This is a genomic window from Coriobacteriia bacterium (assembly GCA_034370385.1).
Classification (GTDB): domain Bacteria; phylum Actinomycetota; class Coriobacteriia; order Anaerosomatales; family PHET01; genus JAXMKZ01.
This window is the reverse complement of record JAXMKZ010000004.1, coordinates 145,311-163,620: the sequence shown is the minus strand read 5'-3', so window position 1 is coordinate 163,620 and position 18,310 is coordinate 145,311. Positions and strand designations below refer to the sequence as shown.

Annotated in this window: 16 protein-coding genes; 5 read left to right on the top strand and 11 right to left on the bottom strand. The window is 66.6% G+C overall.

What is annotated here, in order from left to right; genetic code table 11:
- The first annotated feature begins 302 nt into the window (after positions 1 to 302).
- Positions 303 to 3,425, top strand: coding sequence for a hypothetical protein (locus U1E26_00875; protein ID MDZ4168195.1), 3,123 nt, complete (start codon positions 303 to 305; stop codon positions 3,423 to 3,425).
- Positions 3,426 to 3,570: 145 nt separating this feature from the next.
- Here the strand turns inward: U1E26_00875 and U1E26_00870 are convergent, their stop codons facing one another.
- Complete coding sequence (locus U1E26_00870) at positions 3,571 to 4,623, bottom strand: NERD domain-containing protein (protein ID MDZ4168194.1); 1,053 nt, start codon at positions 4,621 to 4,623, stop codon at positions 3,571 to 3,573.
- Positions 4,624 to 4,871: 248 nt separating this feature from the next.
- Between U1E26_00870 and U1E26_00865 the strand changes: the two genes are divergently transcribed.
- Positions 4,872 to 5,894, top strand: a complete 1,023-nt coding sequence (locus U1E26_00865; protein MDZ4168193.1) for a PDDEXK nuclease domain-containing protein — start codon at positions 4,872 to 4,874, stop codon at positions 5,892 to 5,894.
- Positions 5,895 to 5,991: 97 nt separating this feature from the next.
- On the opposite strand, the gene U1E26_00860 is transcribed toward U1E26_00865, so the two are convergent.
- The 9 genes from U1E26_00860 to U1E26_00820 form a co-directional block, all read right to left on the bottom strand.
- On the bottom strand, positions 5,992 to 6,645 hold the full coding sequence (locus U1E26_00860; GenBank protein MDZ4168192.1) for a response regulator transcription factor: 654 nt from the start codon (positions 6,643 to 6,645) through the stop codon (positions 5,992 to 5,994).
- A 46-nt stretch (positions 6,646 to 6,691) separates the two neighbouring features.
- Positions 6,692 to 7,420, bottom strand: a complete 729-nt coding sequence (locus tag U1E26_00855; GenBank protein ID MDZ4168191.1) for an ABC transporter ATP-binding protein — start codon at positions 7,418 to 7,420, stop codon at positions 6,692 to 6,694.
- The gene (locus U1E26_00850; GenBank protein ID MDZ4168190.1) at positions 7,420 to 8,676 is read right to left on the bottom strand and encodes an HlyD family efflux transporter periplasmic adaptor subunit; all 1,257 of its coding nucleotides are present in this window, start codon (positions 8,674 to 8,676) and stop codon (positions 7,420 to 7,422) included. Before U1E26_00850 ends, U1E26_00855 begins: the two co-directional genes overlap by 1 nt.
- Positions 8,676 to 9,212 (bottom strand): hypothetical protein, encoded by a 537-nt coding sequence (locus U1E26_00845; GenBank protein MDZ4168189.1) that lies wholly within the window; start codon positions 9,210 to 9,212, stop codon positions 8,676 to 8,678. The genes U1E26_00850 and U1E26_00845 overlap by 1 nt, the downstream gene beginning before the upstream one ends.
- Positions 9,213 to 9,254: 42 nt before the next feature.
- On the bottom strand, positions 9,255 to 10,439 hold the full coding sequence (locus U1E26_00840; protein ID MDZ4168188.1) for an ABC transporter permease: 1,185 nt from the start codon (positions 10,437 to 10,439) through the stop codon (positions 9,255 to 9,257).
- 168 nt (positions 10,440 to 10,607) lie between these two features.
- On the bottom strand, positions 10,608 to 11,768 hold the full coding sequence (locus tag U1E26_00835) for an aldo/keto reductase (GenBank protein MDZ4168187.1): 1,161 nt from the start codon (positions 11,766 to 11,768) through the stop codon (positions 10,608 to 10,610).
- A gap of 127 nt (positions 11,769 to 11,895) precedes the next feature.
- Entirely contained in the window at positions 11,896 to 13,077 is a 1,182-nt protein-coding gene (locus U1E26_00830) for an ABC transporter permease (protein MDZ4168186.1), read from the bottom strand.
- Entirely contained in the window at positions 13,074 to 14,309 is a 1,236-nt protein-coding gene (locus U1E26_00825; GenBank protein MDZ4168185.1) for an ABC transporter permease, read from the bottom strand. The genes U1E26_00830 and U1E26_00825 overlap by 4 nt, the downstream gene beginning before the upstream one ends.
- Positions 14,310 to 15,326 (bottom strand): ABC transporter ATP-binding protein, encoded by a 1,017-nt coding sequence (locus U1E26_00820; GenBank protein ID MDZ4168184.1) that lies wholly within the window; start codon positions 15,324 to 15,326, stop codon positions 14,310 to 14,312.
- A gap of 185 nt (positions 15,327 to 15,511) precedes the next feature.
- Between U1E26_00820 and U1E26_00815 the strand changes: the two genes are divergently transcribed.
- From U1E26_00815 to U1E26_00805, 3 genes are read left to right on the top strand one after another with little or no spacing between them, the layout of a single operon-like run.
- The gene (locus U1E26_00815; GenBank protein ID MDZ4168183.1) at positions 15,512 to 15,826 is read left to right on the top strand and encodes a metalloregulator ArsR/SmtB family transcription factor; all 315 of its coding nucleotides are present in this window, start codon (positions 15,512 to 15,514) and stop codon (positions 15,824 to 15,826) included.
- The gene (gene arsB / locus U1E26_00810) at positions 15,819 to 16,955 is read left to right on the top strand and encodes an ACR3 family arsenite efflux transporter (protein MDZ4168182.1); all 1,137 of its coding nucleotides are present in this window, start codon (positions 15,819 to 15,821) and stop codon (positions 16,953 to 16,955) included. The genes U1E26_00815 and arsB overlap by 8 nt, the downstream gene beginning before the upstream one ends.
- Positions 16,952 to 17,746 carry a metallophosphoesterase family protein gene (locus U1E26_00805; protein MDZ4168181.1) on the top strand — a complete coding sequence of 265 codons (795 nt, stop codon included), beginning with the start codon at positions 16,952 to 16,954 and terminating at the stop codon, positions 17,744 to 17,746. Before arsB ends, U1E26_00805 begins: the two co-directional genes overlap by 4 nt.
- A 35-nt stretch (positions 17,747 to 17,781) precedes the next feature.
- Here the strand turns inward: U1E26_00805 and U1E26_00800 are convergent, their stop codons facing one another.
- On the bottom strand, positions 17,782 to 18,252 hold the full coding sequence (locus U1E26_00800) for a peroxiredoxin family protein (GenBank protein MDZ4168180.1): 471 nt from the start codon (positions 18,250 to 18,252) through the stop codon (positions 17,782 to 17,784).
- Positions 18,253 to 18,310: the final 58 nt, after the last annotated feature.

Below are 18,310 nucleotides of genomic sequence, written 5' to 3'. Positions count from 1 at the left end.
AAGCCGTTTCTCAGCAGGTCAACCTCGCGCTGTTCAACACTGCCGCGCTTTCGACCGGGCTAGGCAAGTCCGTCGGGGTGGTCCGATGTTGCGTGGTGGTGCTTCGGATGGGGGGCCAGAGGTCGGCGCGAACCCGGGACCGAGTGATAGGCTGTCTTCCGAAGGGCCAGTTGATCCGGTTGTCCCATTGGGCGTGCTCCGATGGCCTGGCCCTCACGGGGATGTTGCGTGCCCTCGCTCGCAGCCGCTGGGAAGTGGATGCCAGTGCCGTGCCAAGGGGTCACGCAAGAGGGGAGAACGACATGGGGGCTATCCGCCGTCTCGTCCGCCTGGTTCTGAGTGGGGTGTTGGTCGGCACGCTTCTGCCGGTCTCAGCGCCCGCACGCGCCGTGCCTCCTGCCCCTGCGCGCACCGCTGCAAGTGTCGCCCCCGGCGTCGCAGTCGACGCTCCGACAGTGCAACGGTTGTCCGGCTCGAGCGCAGCCGCTCGCGCCGCCGCCCTGTCGAAGGGCGGTTGGGCGAGGGGCTCGGGAGTCGTCATCATCGCGCCCTCGCGCAGCCCGCTCTACGCAGCGATAGCGGCGCCGCTATCGACGGTGCTCGACGCGCCGATTCTACTCGCGGACTCCACGCTGCCTGCTTCGACCGCCAAAGAGATCGCGCGCCTCAAGGCGACCAAGGCGATCGTGGTCGGCTCGACTGCCGTCGTCGGCGGCAGAGTGAGCGCGTCACTCGCGGCTCGACGCGTGAGCGTGACACGTCTGTCCGGTGCTGGTGTCGATGCGACTGCGCGGGTAGTTGCGGGCTACATCGATCGGCGGCGAAATGTCACCGGAATCGTCGTTGCTCCAGCCAGCACGATCCCCGCGCTTGTGGCTGCCGGTGAGGCTGCGCGTCTGCGGCGCCCGCTGCTATTCGCGAGCTCGAAAGGGCTGTACAGCTCAAGCCGCGCAGCCATCACGTCTCTCGACCCGACCGCGGCGCTCGTGGTCGGAACGACGTCGGCGCTTCCCAGCGTCGTCACAACACAGCTGAAGTCACTCAAGGTCACGGCGTCACGTGTGAGCGGCACAAGTTCGCGTTCGATCGCTCGAGTGCTCGCCGAGAGGGCGGTTGACGCTGGCTACCCCCTCGAAGAAGTCAGCGTCGCATCAGACTCGTCAGCGGCATACTTGCTCACGGCACCAAGCTTCGCCGCGAGGTCTCGGACTCCGCTCCTGCTGTCGGGCAACACCGTGTCTTCCGCGGCCGCGGCTGTTGGTTTCGTTCGCGCACACGGGTCGGCCATTCGGCGCATCCGCCTGATCGGTCCCGCCTCGGTGCTGCCCTCCGCTGTGTCTCGCGCACTCGTTGAGGCGGGCACCACGCGAATTGCCGAGGATGCCGAGGTCATCGCAGGAGAGGCCGCAGCCACGGTGGCAGGGGTCACGGATCAGGCGGTGACCTTCTCCTCGCCTTCGACGCTGACCGCCTCGCTCGTTCCGGGCGACGTCATCGTCTCTGGTCCGACGACTGAAGCGCCTGAGGGCTTCCTCCGTGAGGTCACCGGCGTAACACAATCTGGCAGCGGCGTGCGAGTCATGACTCAGCCCGCCCAACTGGTTGATGTGATCGGGCAGGGTTCGATCGATCTGCAGCGGGAGTTGTCGCCGGAAACGGTCGTTTCGGGCAAGGCGATGAGGCCAGGGGTGTCGGCGTCGAGCGTGGATGCGGCGGCTCTCTCGAAGAGCTTCGACCTCGCACTGGACGATGTGGTCGTGTACGACGCCGACGGTGACGAGTCGACCAAGGCCGATCAAGTCAAGCTCAACGGTTCGATCGAGTTCACTGCCGAGGTCGACGCCCACGCCGATATCTCGTGGTTCACGCTGAAGACATTCGAGTTCACGACCAAGGTCTCCGAGAAGGCCGAGGTCAAGGTCTCGTCGTCGGTCTCGGCGAGTCTGAGCAAGCGCGTCGAGCTTTACCGCTGGAAACTGGCGCCGATGACGGTGAACGTGGGGCCCGTGCCTGTGGTGTTCGTGCCCGAGGTCTCGGTGTATGCCGGTGCCGACGGCAGGATTTCCGTTGGCGTGTCGGCCGGAGCTGTCCAACAGGCATCCTACAAAGTGGGCGTCCGCTACGACTCGGGCAATTGGTCGCCCATATCCGAGCGCTCGTCCAGCTTCACCTATCAGCCGCCGACGCTGACAGCTTCTGCCGACGCCCGAGTCTATGCCGGCGCCCACATCGCGCTGATGCTCTATGGCATCGCGGGGCCGGATGCCTCGGTCGAGGCCTTCGTGAAAGCGCACGCCGATCCGCGAGGCGATCCCCTTTGGGAGCTCAGGGGTGGATTGCGCGCTGAGGCCGGCGCGAAAGTCGAGGTGTTCAACAAGACCCTAGCTCAGTGGCACACCACGGTCTTCGAGTGGGAGAAGGTCCTTGCGAAGCAAGCCGCACCAGCGCCGCCGCCCCTCCCGGACTTCGTATACGCGAAAGCGGTGATGCCTGAAGCCAACGGTTGGACGGTGATGTACCGCGACGGTGAGACCAATCGTGAAACCGAGGTCTACTCAGGCTTCAGCAAGGGCGGGGCGCCCCTGATGGAATGGTCACCGGACGGGCGGTACCTGGCGATGCGAGTCGGTGCCGGCGCCAGCGTCTGGGGATTGTTCCTCTACCGCATGGTTGGCGATCGTCTCGTGGAGGTTGCTGCGAACACCGGTGAATGGTCCGGCATCGACTCGATTGACTGGATCGACAATAGTCGGCTGCTCCTCGACGCGAGACAAGGTTGGGACGACGCAGACGAGTATTCGTGGCGCATCTACGATGTGACTAGGGATGCGGTGACGGACGCACCGCTGGAGGCTGGTGGTTGGGTGTGTGCCGCTCCGGCAGCGTCGCGCCTCTTCCAGATGACGTATCGCAACGTGATGGTGGACGAGAATGGACTGGAGTGGTGCGACGAGACGCTTGTTCGGCACGACACGGTCACGAACGCGCGCACGGACATCCGAACCGTGCGAAAGACAACGCAGAACGGTACCTTCGGCGGTAGGGCGTCTCCGGATGGCAGTCTCGTGGACGTGGTGTGGAAATGGGGGATCCAAGTCGTTGACTACACCGGGCAGTTGCTGCTCTCCACGGAGGATGGACACCAGGGGGCAGCGTGGTCACCTGATTCTCAGGAACTCGCCACTCGTGGGCCGAACGACGATGTCTACATAATCAATCCGCGCACAGGTGCGCGACGCCGCGTCTTCGCCAAGACGGGCGTGCACGGACTCGCCTGGCTGAAGAGCGGGAACCGGCTCGCATACACTACCGGGTCATCATGGGACTACGACACGACCAACAAGCTTTGGGTTGTGGGCGCGGATGGTGCGGGCGAGCGATTAGTCATGAGCGGGAAAGGCCTGTCGGCCGCATGGCGGCCGTAGCCGCTTCTGGACCTAGGAGGGGGGACTCGTGGCAGCGAAAGACTCGGTCCAGCTAGTCGCACCACAGGGGGATGCGGCCGGATTCGACAAGAACATCAGGAGAAGTGGCTCCTTCCGTCTGTTCCCCTGGCACCCGTCCGCTGCCCTACTCCTTGCTCACTCCCACTATCTGTCCTGACTGGTCGAACGACACAGACAGCTTTCGGACCGACACGGTCTCCGGCCCGGTTTGGCGCGCGTACTGCCAGGTGTAAGTGGGGTAGCCCTTCACGTCGGACAAAGCGGGGCTCTCGGCGTCGACCAGGCTGTCAGCGACGATCGGGTCGGCCTCCCGTACGCGTTCCAACGCCGCGCCGACACTCGGGGCAGGGAAGTCGAGTTGAGCCTGCGGCGCAGTTGCTGGCGCCGGGGCCGCTTCAGGTCCCGAGAAGAAGTCCAATGCGCGTGGGCCCCATATCCAAGCGGCGAACAGCAGGACGGCGAGCAGTGCGCCAAGTGGGTTCGCCTGCCGCCTTGGACGCGATGTGCTTCGCGGAGTGCGAGGCCGAGGGGTTGAGGTGCGTGCAGGACGTGGGCCGCGACCGAACTTCCGTCCGGAGGCCTTCTTGACCATGCGCTCGTGACGCGCTTGCACCTTGGCGTCGGCACTGCGGTCCAGGGTGCTCACGAGGTCGCCAATTGCCGCGATCTGGTCCGGGTTGAGGTCTCCGCTGTTGGGGGCGAAATCCGCGCGGGTCGCTAGGTGATGGTCGAACTCGTCTGCGGTGAGGACTCGAGCTCGATCCTCGACAGTCAGATCGAGGTCACCGACGTGGCCTCTGGCAAAAACGATCACGCTTTGGGTGTAGCTCGGGTCCAAGCGATAGCCGTTCTGCTGCAACGTCCTCAGGAGTTTGGTGCGGTGCCCTTCGTTTTGCCTGAGGGGATTGTGAAGCTGCCTGCGACCACCATCCTGGTAGCAGGCGGTCCAGGTCCGGTCGTCGCTTGTCCCCTTGAGAAGCGCGTTGTAGTACTTGGTTTCGATGAGCAGCAACCCGAACCGGTCTATCAGGATGTGATCGACCTGCGTGGTCGTGTCCACGCCGTCGAAGAGCAGGTCGTTGAGGATGACTGCATCCGGCGGGCAATGCCTCTGCACGACCTCGGCGACGATCGCCTCCCCGCGATCACCGAAAACCTTGGACTCAGCGTAGCTCACTAGCGATACCCCCACTTTCGATGACAGCCCTCGATATCTACATCGGCAGTGCATCCGCTGGTTTGAAGAGTCTGCTCGAACTCGCGCGGCGATGCCGGGAGGATTCGCTCCAAGAGTCGCGAACCCGCCCTTCCAGTTCTCGACCCTACGGAGTAGCGCTTGGGCTCCCGTTAAGTCCCTGGTAAGAGCGTCTCCTCAGACTCTGGGGCGCATGCGATCGGACGCGCAGGCCGCCGGAGGGTGATGTGATGGACCAAGACCTGAATCAGGTGAAGGATGCAGAAGTCGCGCTGTTCGGCGATGTAGCGGGCCTCATCGACGGCACGCGTCAGCGAGTAGCTGGTGCGGTCAACAGCGAACTCGTGATGCTGTACTGGAGCGTCGGCAAGCGCGTACGCGAGGAGGTTCTGGGCGGCGAGCGAGCGGAGTACGGGCAGCAGGTGGTGAAGCGACTGGCAGAGCGCCTGACTGAGCGCTACGGGCGTGGGTGGAGTCGACAGAACATCGAGCGAATGATCAATTTCGTCGAGTGGCTGCCCGATTCTGAGAAATGCTCGACACTGTCGGGCAAATTGAGCTGGAGTCATTTCACCGAGCTCCTGACGATCTCCGAGCAGCGGAAACGCGACTTCTACACAGCCTTCGCCGCCCATGAGCGCTGGAGTGTGCGCACCCTGCGCGCCAAGATTGTCGGCAAGCTCTACGAGCGGACACTTGCCGCGCGAGGTTCGGCCGATGGGCTCGAGACCGACCTCGCCACCATGTCGTCCACCGGCACTGTCGAACCGGCTCTGGCCTTCCGCGACCCCTACGTGCTCGACTTCCTCGGCCTGGCGCCCGAGCACACCGAGGCCGACCTCGAGCACGCGATCCTCGACGAGATGCAGCGCTTCCTGCTCGAGCTCGGCGTCGGCTTCGCGTTCGTGGAGCGTCAGAAGCGCATGACCGTCGACGGCCGTGATTATCGGCTCGACCTGCTGCTCTACCACATCACCATGCGGTGCTACGTGGCAATCGAGCTGAAGACGCGACCCCTTGCGCCGGGCGACTACGGGCAGATGATGCTGTACCTGCGTTGGCTTGATCGCCACCAACGGCATGACGGGGATGTGGCGCCGATCGGGCTGATCCTGTGTACGGAGAAGGGGCCGGAGCAGGTGGCGTTGTTGGGACTGGACTCGGGTGAGGTGAGGGCAGCGCAGTACCTGACAGATGAAGTGCGGACGGGGCTCGAGCGCATCGCTGCACGAGCGAGGGAGCTGGAGGTCTGAACGCGGTCCGCCCTTCGGGTTCTCACCCCGACCGACGACGCCCGAATCCACGAAGTCGTGGTGGAGGGCTTGCAGATGATTGCTCCGCCCGCAGACCTCAGAGCTGGTATCCCACGCCAGGAACGGTACGGATACGCTCGGGGCGGTAAGCGCGCAGGCCGAGCTTGCGGCGGATGTTCTTGATGTGGGCGTCCACTGTTCGCTCTGCGGTCAAGGTGGCGCCGTCCGACACCGCTTCGAGGAGCTGGCTACGGGTACACACCGCGCCGCGGCGTCTCGCCAAGGCAAGCACGATGTCGAACTCGGCGCGCGTCAGGTCGGCCGGCACGCCGTTGAGACACACCGAGCGCCGCGGGACGTCCACGGTCAGGCCATCGCACTGCAGCACCTCCCCGGCAGGCTCGGCCTCGGGTCGGCGGCGCCTGAGCACGGCCTTCGCGCGCGCCACGACCTCGCGCGGGCTGAACGGTTTGGCGATGAAGTCGTCTGCGCCGATCTCGAAACCGCGCAGACGCGTGGCCTCGTCGCTGTGCGCCGACACGAGGATCACCGCGATATCCCGCGAGCAGAAGTGGTCGGCGAGTTCATACCCGCCAGGGTCCGGCAGCGCGACGTCGACGAGCGCGAGGTCGGGCTGCCGCCGTTCCGCCAGCGCGACGGCCGAGGCGGCGTCGTGAGCCCCTTCGGCCGAGAACCCCGCCGCGTCCAGATGGCCCGTGAGCACCTCGACGATGCCCCGGTCCTCGTCCACTACGAGTACGTGTCTGGTCACCGGTTCCACGGGCGGCCCACCCCCATCAGCCGGCGTGGAGCAGGGGCGCTGAGGCCGTCAGTGCGCCGACGCCATGGGGCGCGCCGTCTTCGACGATCACCCCGTCGAACAGCCGTATCGTCCTCTGGGCCCGCGCGGCCACCTGTTCGTCGTGCGTGACGATGAGGATGGTGCGGCCCTGCGCGTGGAGCTCGTCGAGCAGGTCGAGCGTCTCGGCTCCCGTGTGCGAGTCAAGGTTGCCGGTCGGCTCATCGGCAAGGATCAGGGCTGGGTCGTTGACGAGGGAGCGCGCGATAGCCACCCGCTGCCGCTGACCGCCGGAGAGCTGCGCCGGGCGGTGGTCGAGACGATCGGCCATCCCGACGCGCTCGAGCAGCGCGCGGGCCCGAGGTCCGGCATCGCGAATACCCGCGTAGCGCAAGGGCAACTCGACGTTGGCGAGCGCATCGAGGTGGGGCAAGAGGTTGAACGTCTGGAAGATGAAGCCGATCGTGGCGTTGCGCAGCCGGGCCCGCTCGACGTCGCCAAGCGACGCGGCGGGGGTTCCATCGAGGAGGTAGTTGCCTGACGTCGGCTCGTCGAGCAGGCCGATGAGGTTCATGAGCGTCGACTTGCCCGAGCCCGACGGGCCCATGAGTGCCACGTACTCGCCCCGTTCGACCTCGACGTTGACGTTCTTCAGAACGGGCACCTCGACATCGCCCAGAAGGTAGGTCTTCGTCACATCCTCGAGACTGATGACCGGGTGGCCCATCACTCCTCCTTCGCCGTCGATTCCAGGGCGATCTTCTGCCCCTCGGCAAGCCCGCTCTTGACCTCGACCGTCTTGCCGTCGGTCTTGCCGAGCTCGACGGTCACGGTCTTCATGGCGCCCGACTCGTCCACGACGGTCACGACGGACGCCCCGTCGCTGCGCTTCACGACCGCCGTCGGGATGGTGAGGACGTCCTGCGCGCGGTCGGTGATGATCTGCAGCCGAACCGCCATGCCGGCGGCCAGTCCTTCAACGGGTTCGTCCACCGACACCTCGATGTCGAACGTCGCCAGACCGTTCTGGTCCACCTTCGCCACGGCCGAGACTCGTTCGACGCGGCCCGCGACGGTCATGCCACCCAGGCCGTCGATTACGATGTCGACCGGCATGTCGGTGCGGACTGAGGCCGCGTCCGCCTCGTCGAGCTGGCCGTCGACGCGCGGCTTCGAGACGTCGGCGACGACGATGGCCGGAGCCGAGCCGGTACCGGACGGCGGTGCCTGACCTTCGACGAGTTCCAGCGCGACTGCGACCCCGTCAGCGGGCGCGGTGATGACGTAGTCGTCGAGTCCGCTCTCCGCGGCGCGCAGACCCGCTTGCGCGTCGGTGACAGCGGCCTCGGCGGCCGCGATCTCACTGCGTGTTGCGGACACCTTCACCGCCGCGAGGTTGGCTTGGGCGATGGCAAGCTGGTCCTCGGCGGCCTCGACCGCACCGGCTTTGGCCTGCAGTTCGCCGGCCGAGACCGTGGTATCCCTCGACTCGGCCACGAGGAGCGCGTACGCATCCTCTGCGCGGTCGAGCGCCGACGCAGCGGCATCGACGACCGCCTGCTTGGCGGCCACGTCTTCGGAGATAGGCTGGCTGCGCAGGCCGTCGAGCTTCGACGCGGCCGATGCAAGTGCCGTGCGCGCCTGTGCCAGCTGGGCGCGAGCCTTCGCGTCATCGAGGCGCGCGAGGACCTGACCGGCGGTGACCGACTCGCCCTGGCTCACGTCGACCGACGCGACGCGACCGCTCGCCCCGAAAGCGAGCTCCCACTCGTCCACCACGACCCTGCCGTCGGCAGGAACGGAGGACTGCACGTCACCGCGGGTCACGGTCGCCGTGGCGATGGAGCTGTCGGCGGCCTGCGCCGCCGTGCGCTGGTACCCTGCGTAGGCAGCACCGGCGACGAGCACCACGGCGACGAGCGCCAAGGCCGCGATCTTCACCTGCGCGAGGCGCGAGGGTGTGATGCGCTGTGCGGCTGACATCAGTTGCTCGCCTGGATCTTGACGTATTCGGCCACGCCACCATCGGCCGGTCCGTCGGTCCACACCGACAGCGTGACGCCCACTTTGACATCGGCGAGCGTCGCGGGCTGCACGGTCGGCCCGTCGTCGCCGGGGATCATGCGGGTCATGGTGACGCCCACGGGAATCTCGACGTTGACGCGCTCGCTCGCAAGGCCTGCCTGCTCGGCGGCCTTGGCGGCCTGCCGCTCCTCCATGGACATGCCCTGGCGCTCGGCCTTCTTGGCGGCTTTCTCTTCTTCAGTGAGCTCCTGGGACGGCTCGATGAGCAAGCGGTCGATCACGACGGTCGTGCCGTCAACGGAGATGACGGCGCCTTTGACCTCGGCGGTGCGCTCGGGCTGGTTCGGGTCGCCGGACTGCCCTGTGCCTCCCGCTGGCTCGGAGGATGCGGAACCGGGCACATCGGAGCTGCCCCCGGCCAGAAGGCTCGCGCCGAAGTAGGCGGCGCCCGCGAGGGCTATGACGACGATGAGGCCGATCACGGTCTTGTTCATGGGGTACTCCTAGGTCGCGTCGTACGCAGGGACGGTGGTGCGCTACTCGTAACGAAGTGCTTCGATGGGATCGAGAGCTGCGGCCCGGCGGGCGGGCGCGTAGCCGAACACGATGCCGGTGAGCAGAGAGAATCCAACGGCCAGGGCCACACCCTCGGTCGAGGGGACGGCGGCTACTTCCGCTGCACGGGCCGCGGGGAGCATCGCGAGGCCGAGTGCGACGCCGGCGAGTCCCCCGACGACACTCAGGACGATGGCCTCGAGGAGGAACTGAGCCAGAACGCTGCGCCTTGTGGCACCGATGGCGCGCCGCACGCCGATCTCGCGCGTCCGCTCGGTCACCGAGACGTACATGATGTTCATGATTCCGATGCCGCCGACCAGCAGCACGATCAAGGCGACAGCCGACAGCAGCAGCGTCATCGTCCGGTTGGACTCCTGCGCGCTGACGAGCTTCGAGCCCATGTCCTTGACGACGAAGCCGTCGGCCTGGTCGGAGCGCAGCCCGTGTGCCTCGCGCAGCGCCGTCGCTACCGCGTCCATCGTCGGCGCGACCGTGTCGATCGCGTCGGCCTGAACGTTCATGCTGACCTTGCCCTCGCTGCCGAGCAGCGCGCGCTCGGCCGTCGTGTAGGGCACGAAGACGCTGTCATCCAAGGTGATCGGTCCGATGGAGCCGCCCTTGGGTTCCGCGACACCCACGACGGTGAGCGCTTTGCCGGCGATGCGAACCTGCTCGCCGACCGGGTCGATGCCGGCACCGAACAGCTCCTCGGCCGCCGTCGGGCCAAGCACGACCACGCGCTCACGCCGCTCGAGGTCGTAGTCGGAGAAGAACGTTCCCGAGGCGAACGACAGGGATGCGAGCTCGCCGTAGTTCGGCGTTGTACCCACGACCATCGTCTGCGAGGCGATGTCCTCGAAGCCGATCTGGGTGCGCCCGGTCAGCTGTGGGGCGACAGCAGCGACCGTCGGGATGGTCTCGATCGCTGCGGCGTCGTCGGCGGAAAGCAACGAATCCGATGCCGGGCCCGAGTTCACGAAGATCGTCGTGACGCTCATGTTCGAGTACTGGGCATCGATGGATTCGCGCGCCCCGAGCCCGACCGCGACCACCACGACGATCGTCGCCGCGCCGATCACCACACCGAGCGCCATGAGCAGCGACCGGAACCCGTTGCCCCGGAGGCTCTCGATCGCCGAGAGGAATGTAAGCAGTGCTCCCACGAGTCGCGTCCGTTCGTCCGTGCCGACCTTGCACCTCTTAGGGTGCTCACCCGGCGTGAACGCGTTGTGAACGCGAGACACGCATGTCGAGAACTTCGCGGAGCCGGCAGGGCGCTAGGACCCGCTTGGTCGGCCGGTACCGTCAGCCGGATACTCCTGCGCGAGGACCTACCGCAGTGCCGCCTCGCACTTCTCAAGCTCGGTGGGGATGTCGATCTCCTGCGGGCACTTGGGCACGCACGCGCCGCACTTTGTGCAGACCACCGCGCTGCCGTTCGGCTTCTCCAGGTTCACCTTCGCCGAGGTCCGTGCGAGCTTGCGATAGCCGCTCTTGATGCGCCGGCTCTGCCATCCGCCGTCCTTCATGGACACGTTGTTCCAGATGGCGAAGTTCTGGGGGATGTTCACGCCGTAGGGGCAGGGCATGCAGTAACGGCACGCGGTACACGGCACCACCATGCGGCGGCGATAGACATCGGCCAGCTGCTCGACGATGTCGAGTTCGTGGGCGGTGAGCGTTGCCACGCCCGAGCGGTCGGCGCTGGCGCAGTTGTCGTCGACCATCTGCTGGGAGCCCATGCCCGAGATCACGCACGACACTTCAGGCCGGTTCCACAGGAACTGCAGCGCCCAATCGACCGGCGTGCGGTCCACGCCCGACGAGTGCATGATCTCACGCGCCTCGGCGGGCGGATTGGCAAGCGTGCCGCCCTTCAGCGGCTCCATGACGACCACCGCGATGCCCTTGCCCGCCGCATACTCAAGGCCCTCGGTTCCGGCCTGCAGGCATGTGTCCATATAGTTCAACTGGATCTGGCACAGGTCCCAGTCGAACGCGTCGACGATGTGCTTGAACACCGGCAGCGTGTCGTGGAACGAGAAACCGATGTGCCGGATGAGGCCGGCGTCGCGCGCCTCGACCATCTTGTCGAGCAGCCCCAGGCGCTGCACCTTCTCAAAGCCACCCGCGTTCATCGCATGCAACAGGTAGGCGTCGAGATGGTCGGTCTGCAGGCGCTCGAGTGAAGTCGACAGATACTTGTCGAAGTCCTGGGTCTTGCGCGTCAGAAAGACCGGCAGCTTCGTGACGAGACGCACGCGGTCGCGATAGCCGTCTCTCAACGCCACGCCCACGGCCTTCTCGCTGCCCGGATAGACGTAGGCGGTGTCGACGTAGTTGATGCCCTGATCGATCCCGCTGCGGATGATCGCCGTGGACTTGGCCTGGTCGGGGATGAGCCGATTGAAGCGTTGGCCGGGCAGTCGCATGGCACCGAAACCGAGTGCCGAGACCGGCCACCCCAACGAACCCATTGCACGCTGCTTCATGTCCGCGCTCCTCGCGATTCTGGGGTCAGGCGCCCTGCCGCGGAGCGGGCGTGCGCCGTCGCATCGTTGCTTCGGGACCATACTAGCCGTTCGTGTCGGGAACGCCCCGCCGCGCCCGGGCGTAGCGCTACTCGAGCCGGAGCCGCGTCGTGCCGATCCCGAGCGTCACCGCGGCGATGCCGAGCAGAACCGCGCTCGGAACGAGCACCGCTTCGACGCCCATGCCGCGGGCGACCACGTCCTTGAGGCCGATCATCGCCCAGCCGGTGGGGGTCAGAAGCGCCAGCCTCTGCATGAACGGCGTTGTGACCTCAAGCGGCCAGTAGCACCCGCCGAGCATCGCGAGCGCAGTGGAGACGATCGGCGTGAGCGCCGACATCTGGTCGCGGGTTCGAACGATGGCCGAGATCATGATCCCGATGCCGGTGGCCGCTGCGACAAGCGAGCCCAGCAGTAGCGCAACCGCCGCGGGATTGCTTCCCCACGGCACGCCGAACACAAAGGCGCCGAACCCCACGAGCAGCGCCGCCTCGAAGCTCGCCACCAGCGCGACTCCGAGCGTCTTGCCGGCCAGGATGTCTGCGCGGCGCAGCGGGGCGGCCAGCAGCCGGCGCAGCGTCCCCAGCTCGCGCTCCTCGAGGATGCCGCCTGCACTGCCCAGTGCGATCATCATCACGAAGAAGACGGTGAACCCGAGCGAGTACTGCGTGTTCGGCGGCGCCTGAAGCTCGTTGGCTCGAGCGGTGGTAGCCGCGACGACGCGCGACTCCACGCCCACCGGCGGATCGGGGCTCCACAGGTCATCGGCGTAGGCGAAGAGGTCGGCGAAGGGCACCGTTCCGCCCAATGCCTCCGCGGCGACCCGCGAAGCCTCGGCGTTCGCGGCGATGCGCGTGGCCGCGCCGTCGACGATCTGCACGATCACCTGCGCGTTGGCGGAGCCCGAATCTCGGAGCACGAAGATGCGGGTGCGCTCGTCATCTTCGATGCGCTGTCCGAAGCCCTTCGGCACGATGACCGCTACCGGGGCCTGGCCGTCGGCGACGAGCTTGCGGGCCGAGAACTCGCTCACGAGCAGCGCGTCCGAGCCCTTGGCCTCATCGATCGCGGCGACGACGCGTTCTGAGTAGACCGACCCATCGAGGTCGGCCACGGGCACGCTCATCGCACGCCCGGTGTCTCCGGCCCCGAACGCGGCCCCGAAGACGGCGGTCAGAAGGAGCGGCAGCCCCACGAGCGCCACCAGTTCGGAGCGATCCCGCAGGATCTGCGTGAGGTTGAGGCCGGCCATGGCAAGGATGCGCTTCATCGGCTGGCCTCCGCGCGCCACACGCCGATCGCGAACAGCACGCCTGACATGGCGAGCAGCGCGGCGACGCTCGGCCACACCTCGCCCAGTCCGGCTCCGCGCGTCTGCACTGCGACCCAGCCCTCCATCGTCCAACCGATGACCGAGAAGTAGCGCACCGGTTGCACCCATTCGGGAAGCGCGGCGATCGCGAAGAACGCGCCACCGATGAGCGCCTGGACCTGCACCACCAGCGGGCCGATGCCGCCGGCCGCCCGCTCGGTGCGGGCGAATGCGGCGATCAGCGTGGCCAGCCCCGTCACGGCGAGCATCTCGGCTGCGGCCAGCACGAACGTCGCCAGTATGTTGCCGCCCCACTCCACGCCGAAGAGAAAGCGTGTGGCGCTGTAGAGAACGAGGAACTGCACCATGCCCAGCAGGAACACCGAGAGCATCTTGCCGCCTACGATCCCTGCGCGTGGGGAGGGAGTGGTGAGCAGGCGGTTCATCGTCTGCTCGCGGTTCTCCTTGATCGTCGAGAACGCTCCGAACATCGCCCCGAACATGAGGAACATCGACACCATCGACAGCCCGTAGTAGTCGATCGCCGTGACCTGCGCGACCCCTGCGGCTTGTGCGTCGGTCACGCGCACGCCGTCAAGCGCGTCCTCGCCGGTCACCGCCTCCACCGCGCGGGCGACAAGCGCGCCTCCTCCGGCCGCCAGCGCCATGGGGTTGCCGCGCTGCACCGTCTCGACCACCGTCTGCACGCTGACCGAGGCCGCCGAGAACTGAGTGGCGAATGCGGTGACGACGCTCTCCCAGATGCCCGCCGCGGTCTGGCTTCCCGGGTCCTTGAGCACCACGAGGTTCACGGGGCGACCGCTCGCGACGTCCTCGTCGAATCCGGCGGGAACCACGAGCGCCGCCACGAGCTTGCCCTCGCGGATGAGCGCGCGCGCGACCTTCTCGGAGGGGAGCTGCTCGATGTCGAACAGGTCGTCGAGCCGCTCCGACTCAAGCATCGCCGCGATGAGTTCGTCGGAGGGCGGCTTCGCCCCGCCCGCCGCGGTGGCGTGCCCGCGTGACAGGTCGACCACCGCCACCTTGATGTCGCTCTCCATCGCCCCGCCAAGCGCCGAGCCCAGGATCAAGATGAGCACGAGCGGCATGCCGAGCAGGATGCCGAGCGCCGTGGCGTCGCGGCTCCACACCACGAGGTCCTTGACCGCGATGTACCAAAGGCGCGCCATCTAGTCGCGCAGACCGCGGCCCGTGAGGTGCAGGAATACGCTCTCCAGATCCGGCTCGACGATCTCGATCGAGCGCAGCGGCGCCCCTGCGCTCGCGATCGCCTCGACGACGCGCCCAAGCGTGGCAGCCGCGTCGGGTGACAGCAGCTCGAGCGAGCTGCCCACGGCCTCGGCGCGCGAGACGCCGGCCACCGCGCGGACCGCTTCGAGGGCGGCCAGCACCTCGGGCGAGGTCGGAAGCGGCTCATCAGAGACAGCGTCTGAGTCGGCGGGCTCACCCGCGTCCTCGCCGGCCTCCACTCCGCCGCCGAGCGCGATGCGGATGTGATCCTCGTCGCCGACCAGCTCGCGCAGCTCGGGCAGCGTTCCGCTTGCGATGACGCGCCCGTGGTCGACGATGGCGATGCGATCGCACAGCGCCTCGACCTCTTCCATGTAGTGGGAGGTGTAGATGACCGTCATGCCGTCGCGGTTGAGCTCGCGCACGGTGTCGAGAATGTGATTGCGGCTCTGCGGGTCGATTCCCACCGTCGGCTCGTCCATGAGCAGCACGCGCGGGCGATGGAGCACCCCGGCTGCGATGTTGATGCGCCGCTTCATGCCCCCAGAGAAGGTCTCGACGCGCACCTTCGCCTTGTCCTCGAGGCCCGCCATCTGCAGCCCGTAGGCGACTGCGTCAGCAAGGGCGCTTCCCGACAGCCCGTACATCCGGCCCCAGAAGCGCAGGTTCTCGGCCGCGGTCAGGGTGGGGTAGAGCGCGATCTCCTGGGGCACGATGCCCAGCACCCGCCGCACCTCGGTCGAGTGCGTGAGTACCGAGTGCCCGTCCACCAGCACGTCACCTTCATCCGGCGCGAGCAGACACGAGATCATCGAGATCGTGGTCGTCTTGCCCGCTCCATTGGGGCCGAGCAGCCCGAAGATCTCCCCGGACTCGATGGAGAAGCTCACGCCGTCGACCGCACACAACTCGCCGAACCGCTTGACCAGTTCGCGCACTTCGACGATGGCGCTCATACGTACGCTCGCATACTGCCCCCATGCGAATAGTCGGATTTCGACGCTCACAGGCATAGTACCCTGCAGGACGCCGTGCGCCGACCCGCGCTGACCCGTGCCGCCACGGTGCGTCGCAGAAGGGGATTGCAGCGTCGGCCACCGTCGAGTATCGTTCATTGACGATGTACGATTGAGGGGGCGAGATGACGGACGATCAGATGGCGCTCGTAGCCAGGGCACTCGCGCATCCTGCGCGCGTTCGCATCGTGCGTCTCCTTGCCGCGCAAGCCGAATGCCGGGGCCAGGAGGTCTTCTCCGAGCTGCCGCTCGCACAGTCCACGATCTCTGAGCACCTGCGGGTGCTCAAGGAGGCCGGGCTCGTGCAGTCGCACCCCGTCGGGACGGCGATGGTGTACTGCCTCGTGGCCTCGGTGCTCGACGAGTTCAACCAGGCCATCGGCGAGATCGCGGCGGTAGTGACCGAGTGCGGGCCGAGACAGGGAGCGTGCGATGAGTGAGTCTGCGGCACCAACCGACAAGAAGCGCATGGGGGTGTTCGAGCGCTACCTGACGCTGTGGGTGGCACTGTGCATCGTTGCGGGTACCGTGATCGGCAACGCGTGGCCCGGGGTCGCAGACTCGCTGTCCCGCTTCACCTACGCGCAGATATCCATCCCCGTGACGGTGCTCATCTGGCTCATGATCTTCCCGATGATGCTGCAGATCGACTTCGCATCGCTACGGCGCGTGGGGGAAAACAAGAACGGACTCGTGGTCACCACGGTGGTGAACTGGGTCATCAAGCCGTTCACGATGTTCGGCATCGCGTGGCTGTTCTTCTTCGTGATCTTCGAGAACCAGATTCCACCCGAGCTGGCGCAGCAGTATCTTGCCGGCGCGGTGCTTCTGGGCGCGGCACCCTGCACCGCGATGGTGTTCGTGTGGTCGTACCTGGCCGACGGCGATCCCGCCTACACGCTTGTCCAGGTCGCCTTGAACGACCTCATCATGCTCGTCGCATTCGTGCCCATCGTGTCGTTCCTGCTGGGCGTCGGGGGCATCCCGGTTCCGTGGGACACGATGGCGCTCTCCGTCGTGCTGTTCGTCGTCGTCCCCCTTGTGGCAGGGTGGTTTGTGCGTACCCGGCTGATCGCGGCCAAGGGCCTCGCTTGGTTCGAGACCGACTTCCTGCCGCGATTCGGCCCCATCACGATCATCGCGCTGCTGGCCACGCTCGTGATCATCTTCATCTTCCAGGGTGAGATCATCGTGGCCAATCCGTTCCACATCCTACTCATCGCCATCCCGCTCACCATCCAGACGTTCCTCATCTTCGCGATCGCCTACGGATGGGCCTGGCGCTGGAGGATCCCGCACCCCATCGGTGCACCTGCGGGCTTCATCGGCGCCTCGAACTTCTTCGAGTTGGCGGTCGCCGTTGCGATCGCGCTGTTCGGCCTCACCTCGGGTGCGACGCTCGTCACCGTCGTGGGGGTGCTGGTGGAGGTGCCGGTGATGCTGACGCTCGTATGGATCGCGAACCGCACACGCGAACGGTATTCGGTGCGCGCCGGAGGCGACCAGCACTGCACGGCGCCGGTTCCGCTCGTGGCGTCGCTCGTGGACGGCGAAGAGTGCAACTCATGAGACGCATCGCTCTGTTCTCGGACGTGCACGCCAACCTCGAGGCACTCGATGCCGTGCTCGGTGACATCGCTGCGGCGGACGTCGAGGAGGTCTACTGCCTCGGCGACCTCGTGGGCTACGGGCCGGACCCGTCGGGTGTCGTGGAGCGTATCCGCTCGCTCGGTATCCCGACGATCATGGGCAACTACGATGAGGGCATTGGCAACCGTCGTGGGGAGTGCGGCTGCTACTACGCGACCGAGCAGGCGAAATCCGACGGCGCGGCATCCTACGCGTTCACCGATGCAGCGCTCGATGATACCGACCACGAGTGGCTTGCGACGCTGCTTTCTGAGATCCGGCTCGAGCACGAGGGAGCCCGCATCCTGCTCGCGCACGGTAGCCCGCGCAAGATCAACGAGTACCTGCTCCTCGACCGGCAGGACGCGCAGCTCATCCGTCTGGCTGATGCCGCCGAAGCCGACGTCGTGTGTGTCGGGCACGTCCACATCCCGTACCACCGCGTGATGACGACCGAGGGTGGCCGGTCCGTCCACTACATCAGCAGCGGTTCGGTCGGCAAGCCCAAGGACGGCGACCCCCGAGCGGCGTGGGTGGAACTCGTCGTGGGTGCATCAAGCGAGGTCCGCGCAGCCGCGAGCGACGATGATGCGGCCGCTGGGGCGGGGAGTGCCGACGCCTGGCTCGGGGTCGTCATCCATCGCGTCGCATACGACATCGAGTCGGTCGCACAGAAGATGGCCGAGGCCGGCCTGCCGTTGACCCTGGCCGAGGCGCTGCGAAGGGGCTAGCGCGAACCTGCGTCAGGTACGCCGATCGCGTCCGCCTACGAGGCGTTGATCTCGTCCACCAGGCCAAGGACCTCCTGGTTGTCGGGTATGTCACTCATGCTGTGGCCGTAGTGAACGAAGCGTGCGATTCCGGCTCGGTCGATCAGGACCTGAGCCGGCATGCGCCCCAGCTTGAACAGATTGACCTCCTGCCCGTAGCGCTTCAGCACCGCGTGGGTGGGATCGGGAAGACCGACGAAGGGGAGTGACTCGGCCCGCCAGTAGTCTAGGAACGCCGCTGCGTCCTCGGGGCCGACCACCACGATCTCAACATCGCGGTCGACGAATTGGGAGTAGTCATCGCGCAACTGCGCCATATGCCTGCGGCAGAACGGTCAAGCGAACGTGCGGTTGAACACGAGCAGCACGTTCTTGTGGCCGCGGAAGTCCGACAGGCTGACCGGTTCACCGTTGAGGTCGGGCAAGGAGAAATCGGGGGCGCTCACGTTCAGAGAGACGCGCGGCATGTCTATCCCTTCTGACGGAGGCACAGCGACGATTCTACCGCAGGCTCATGCGGGAGAG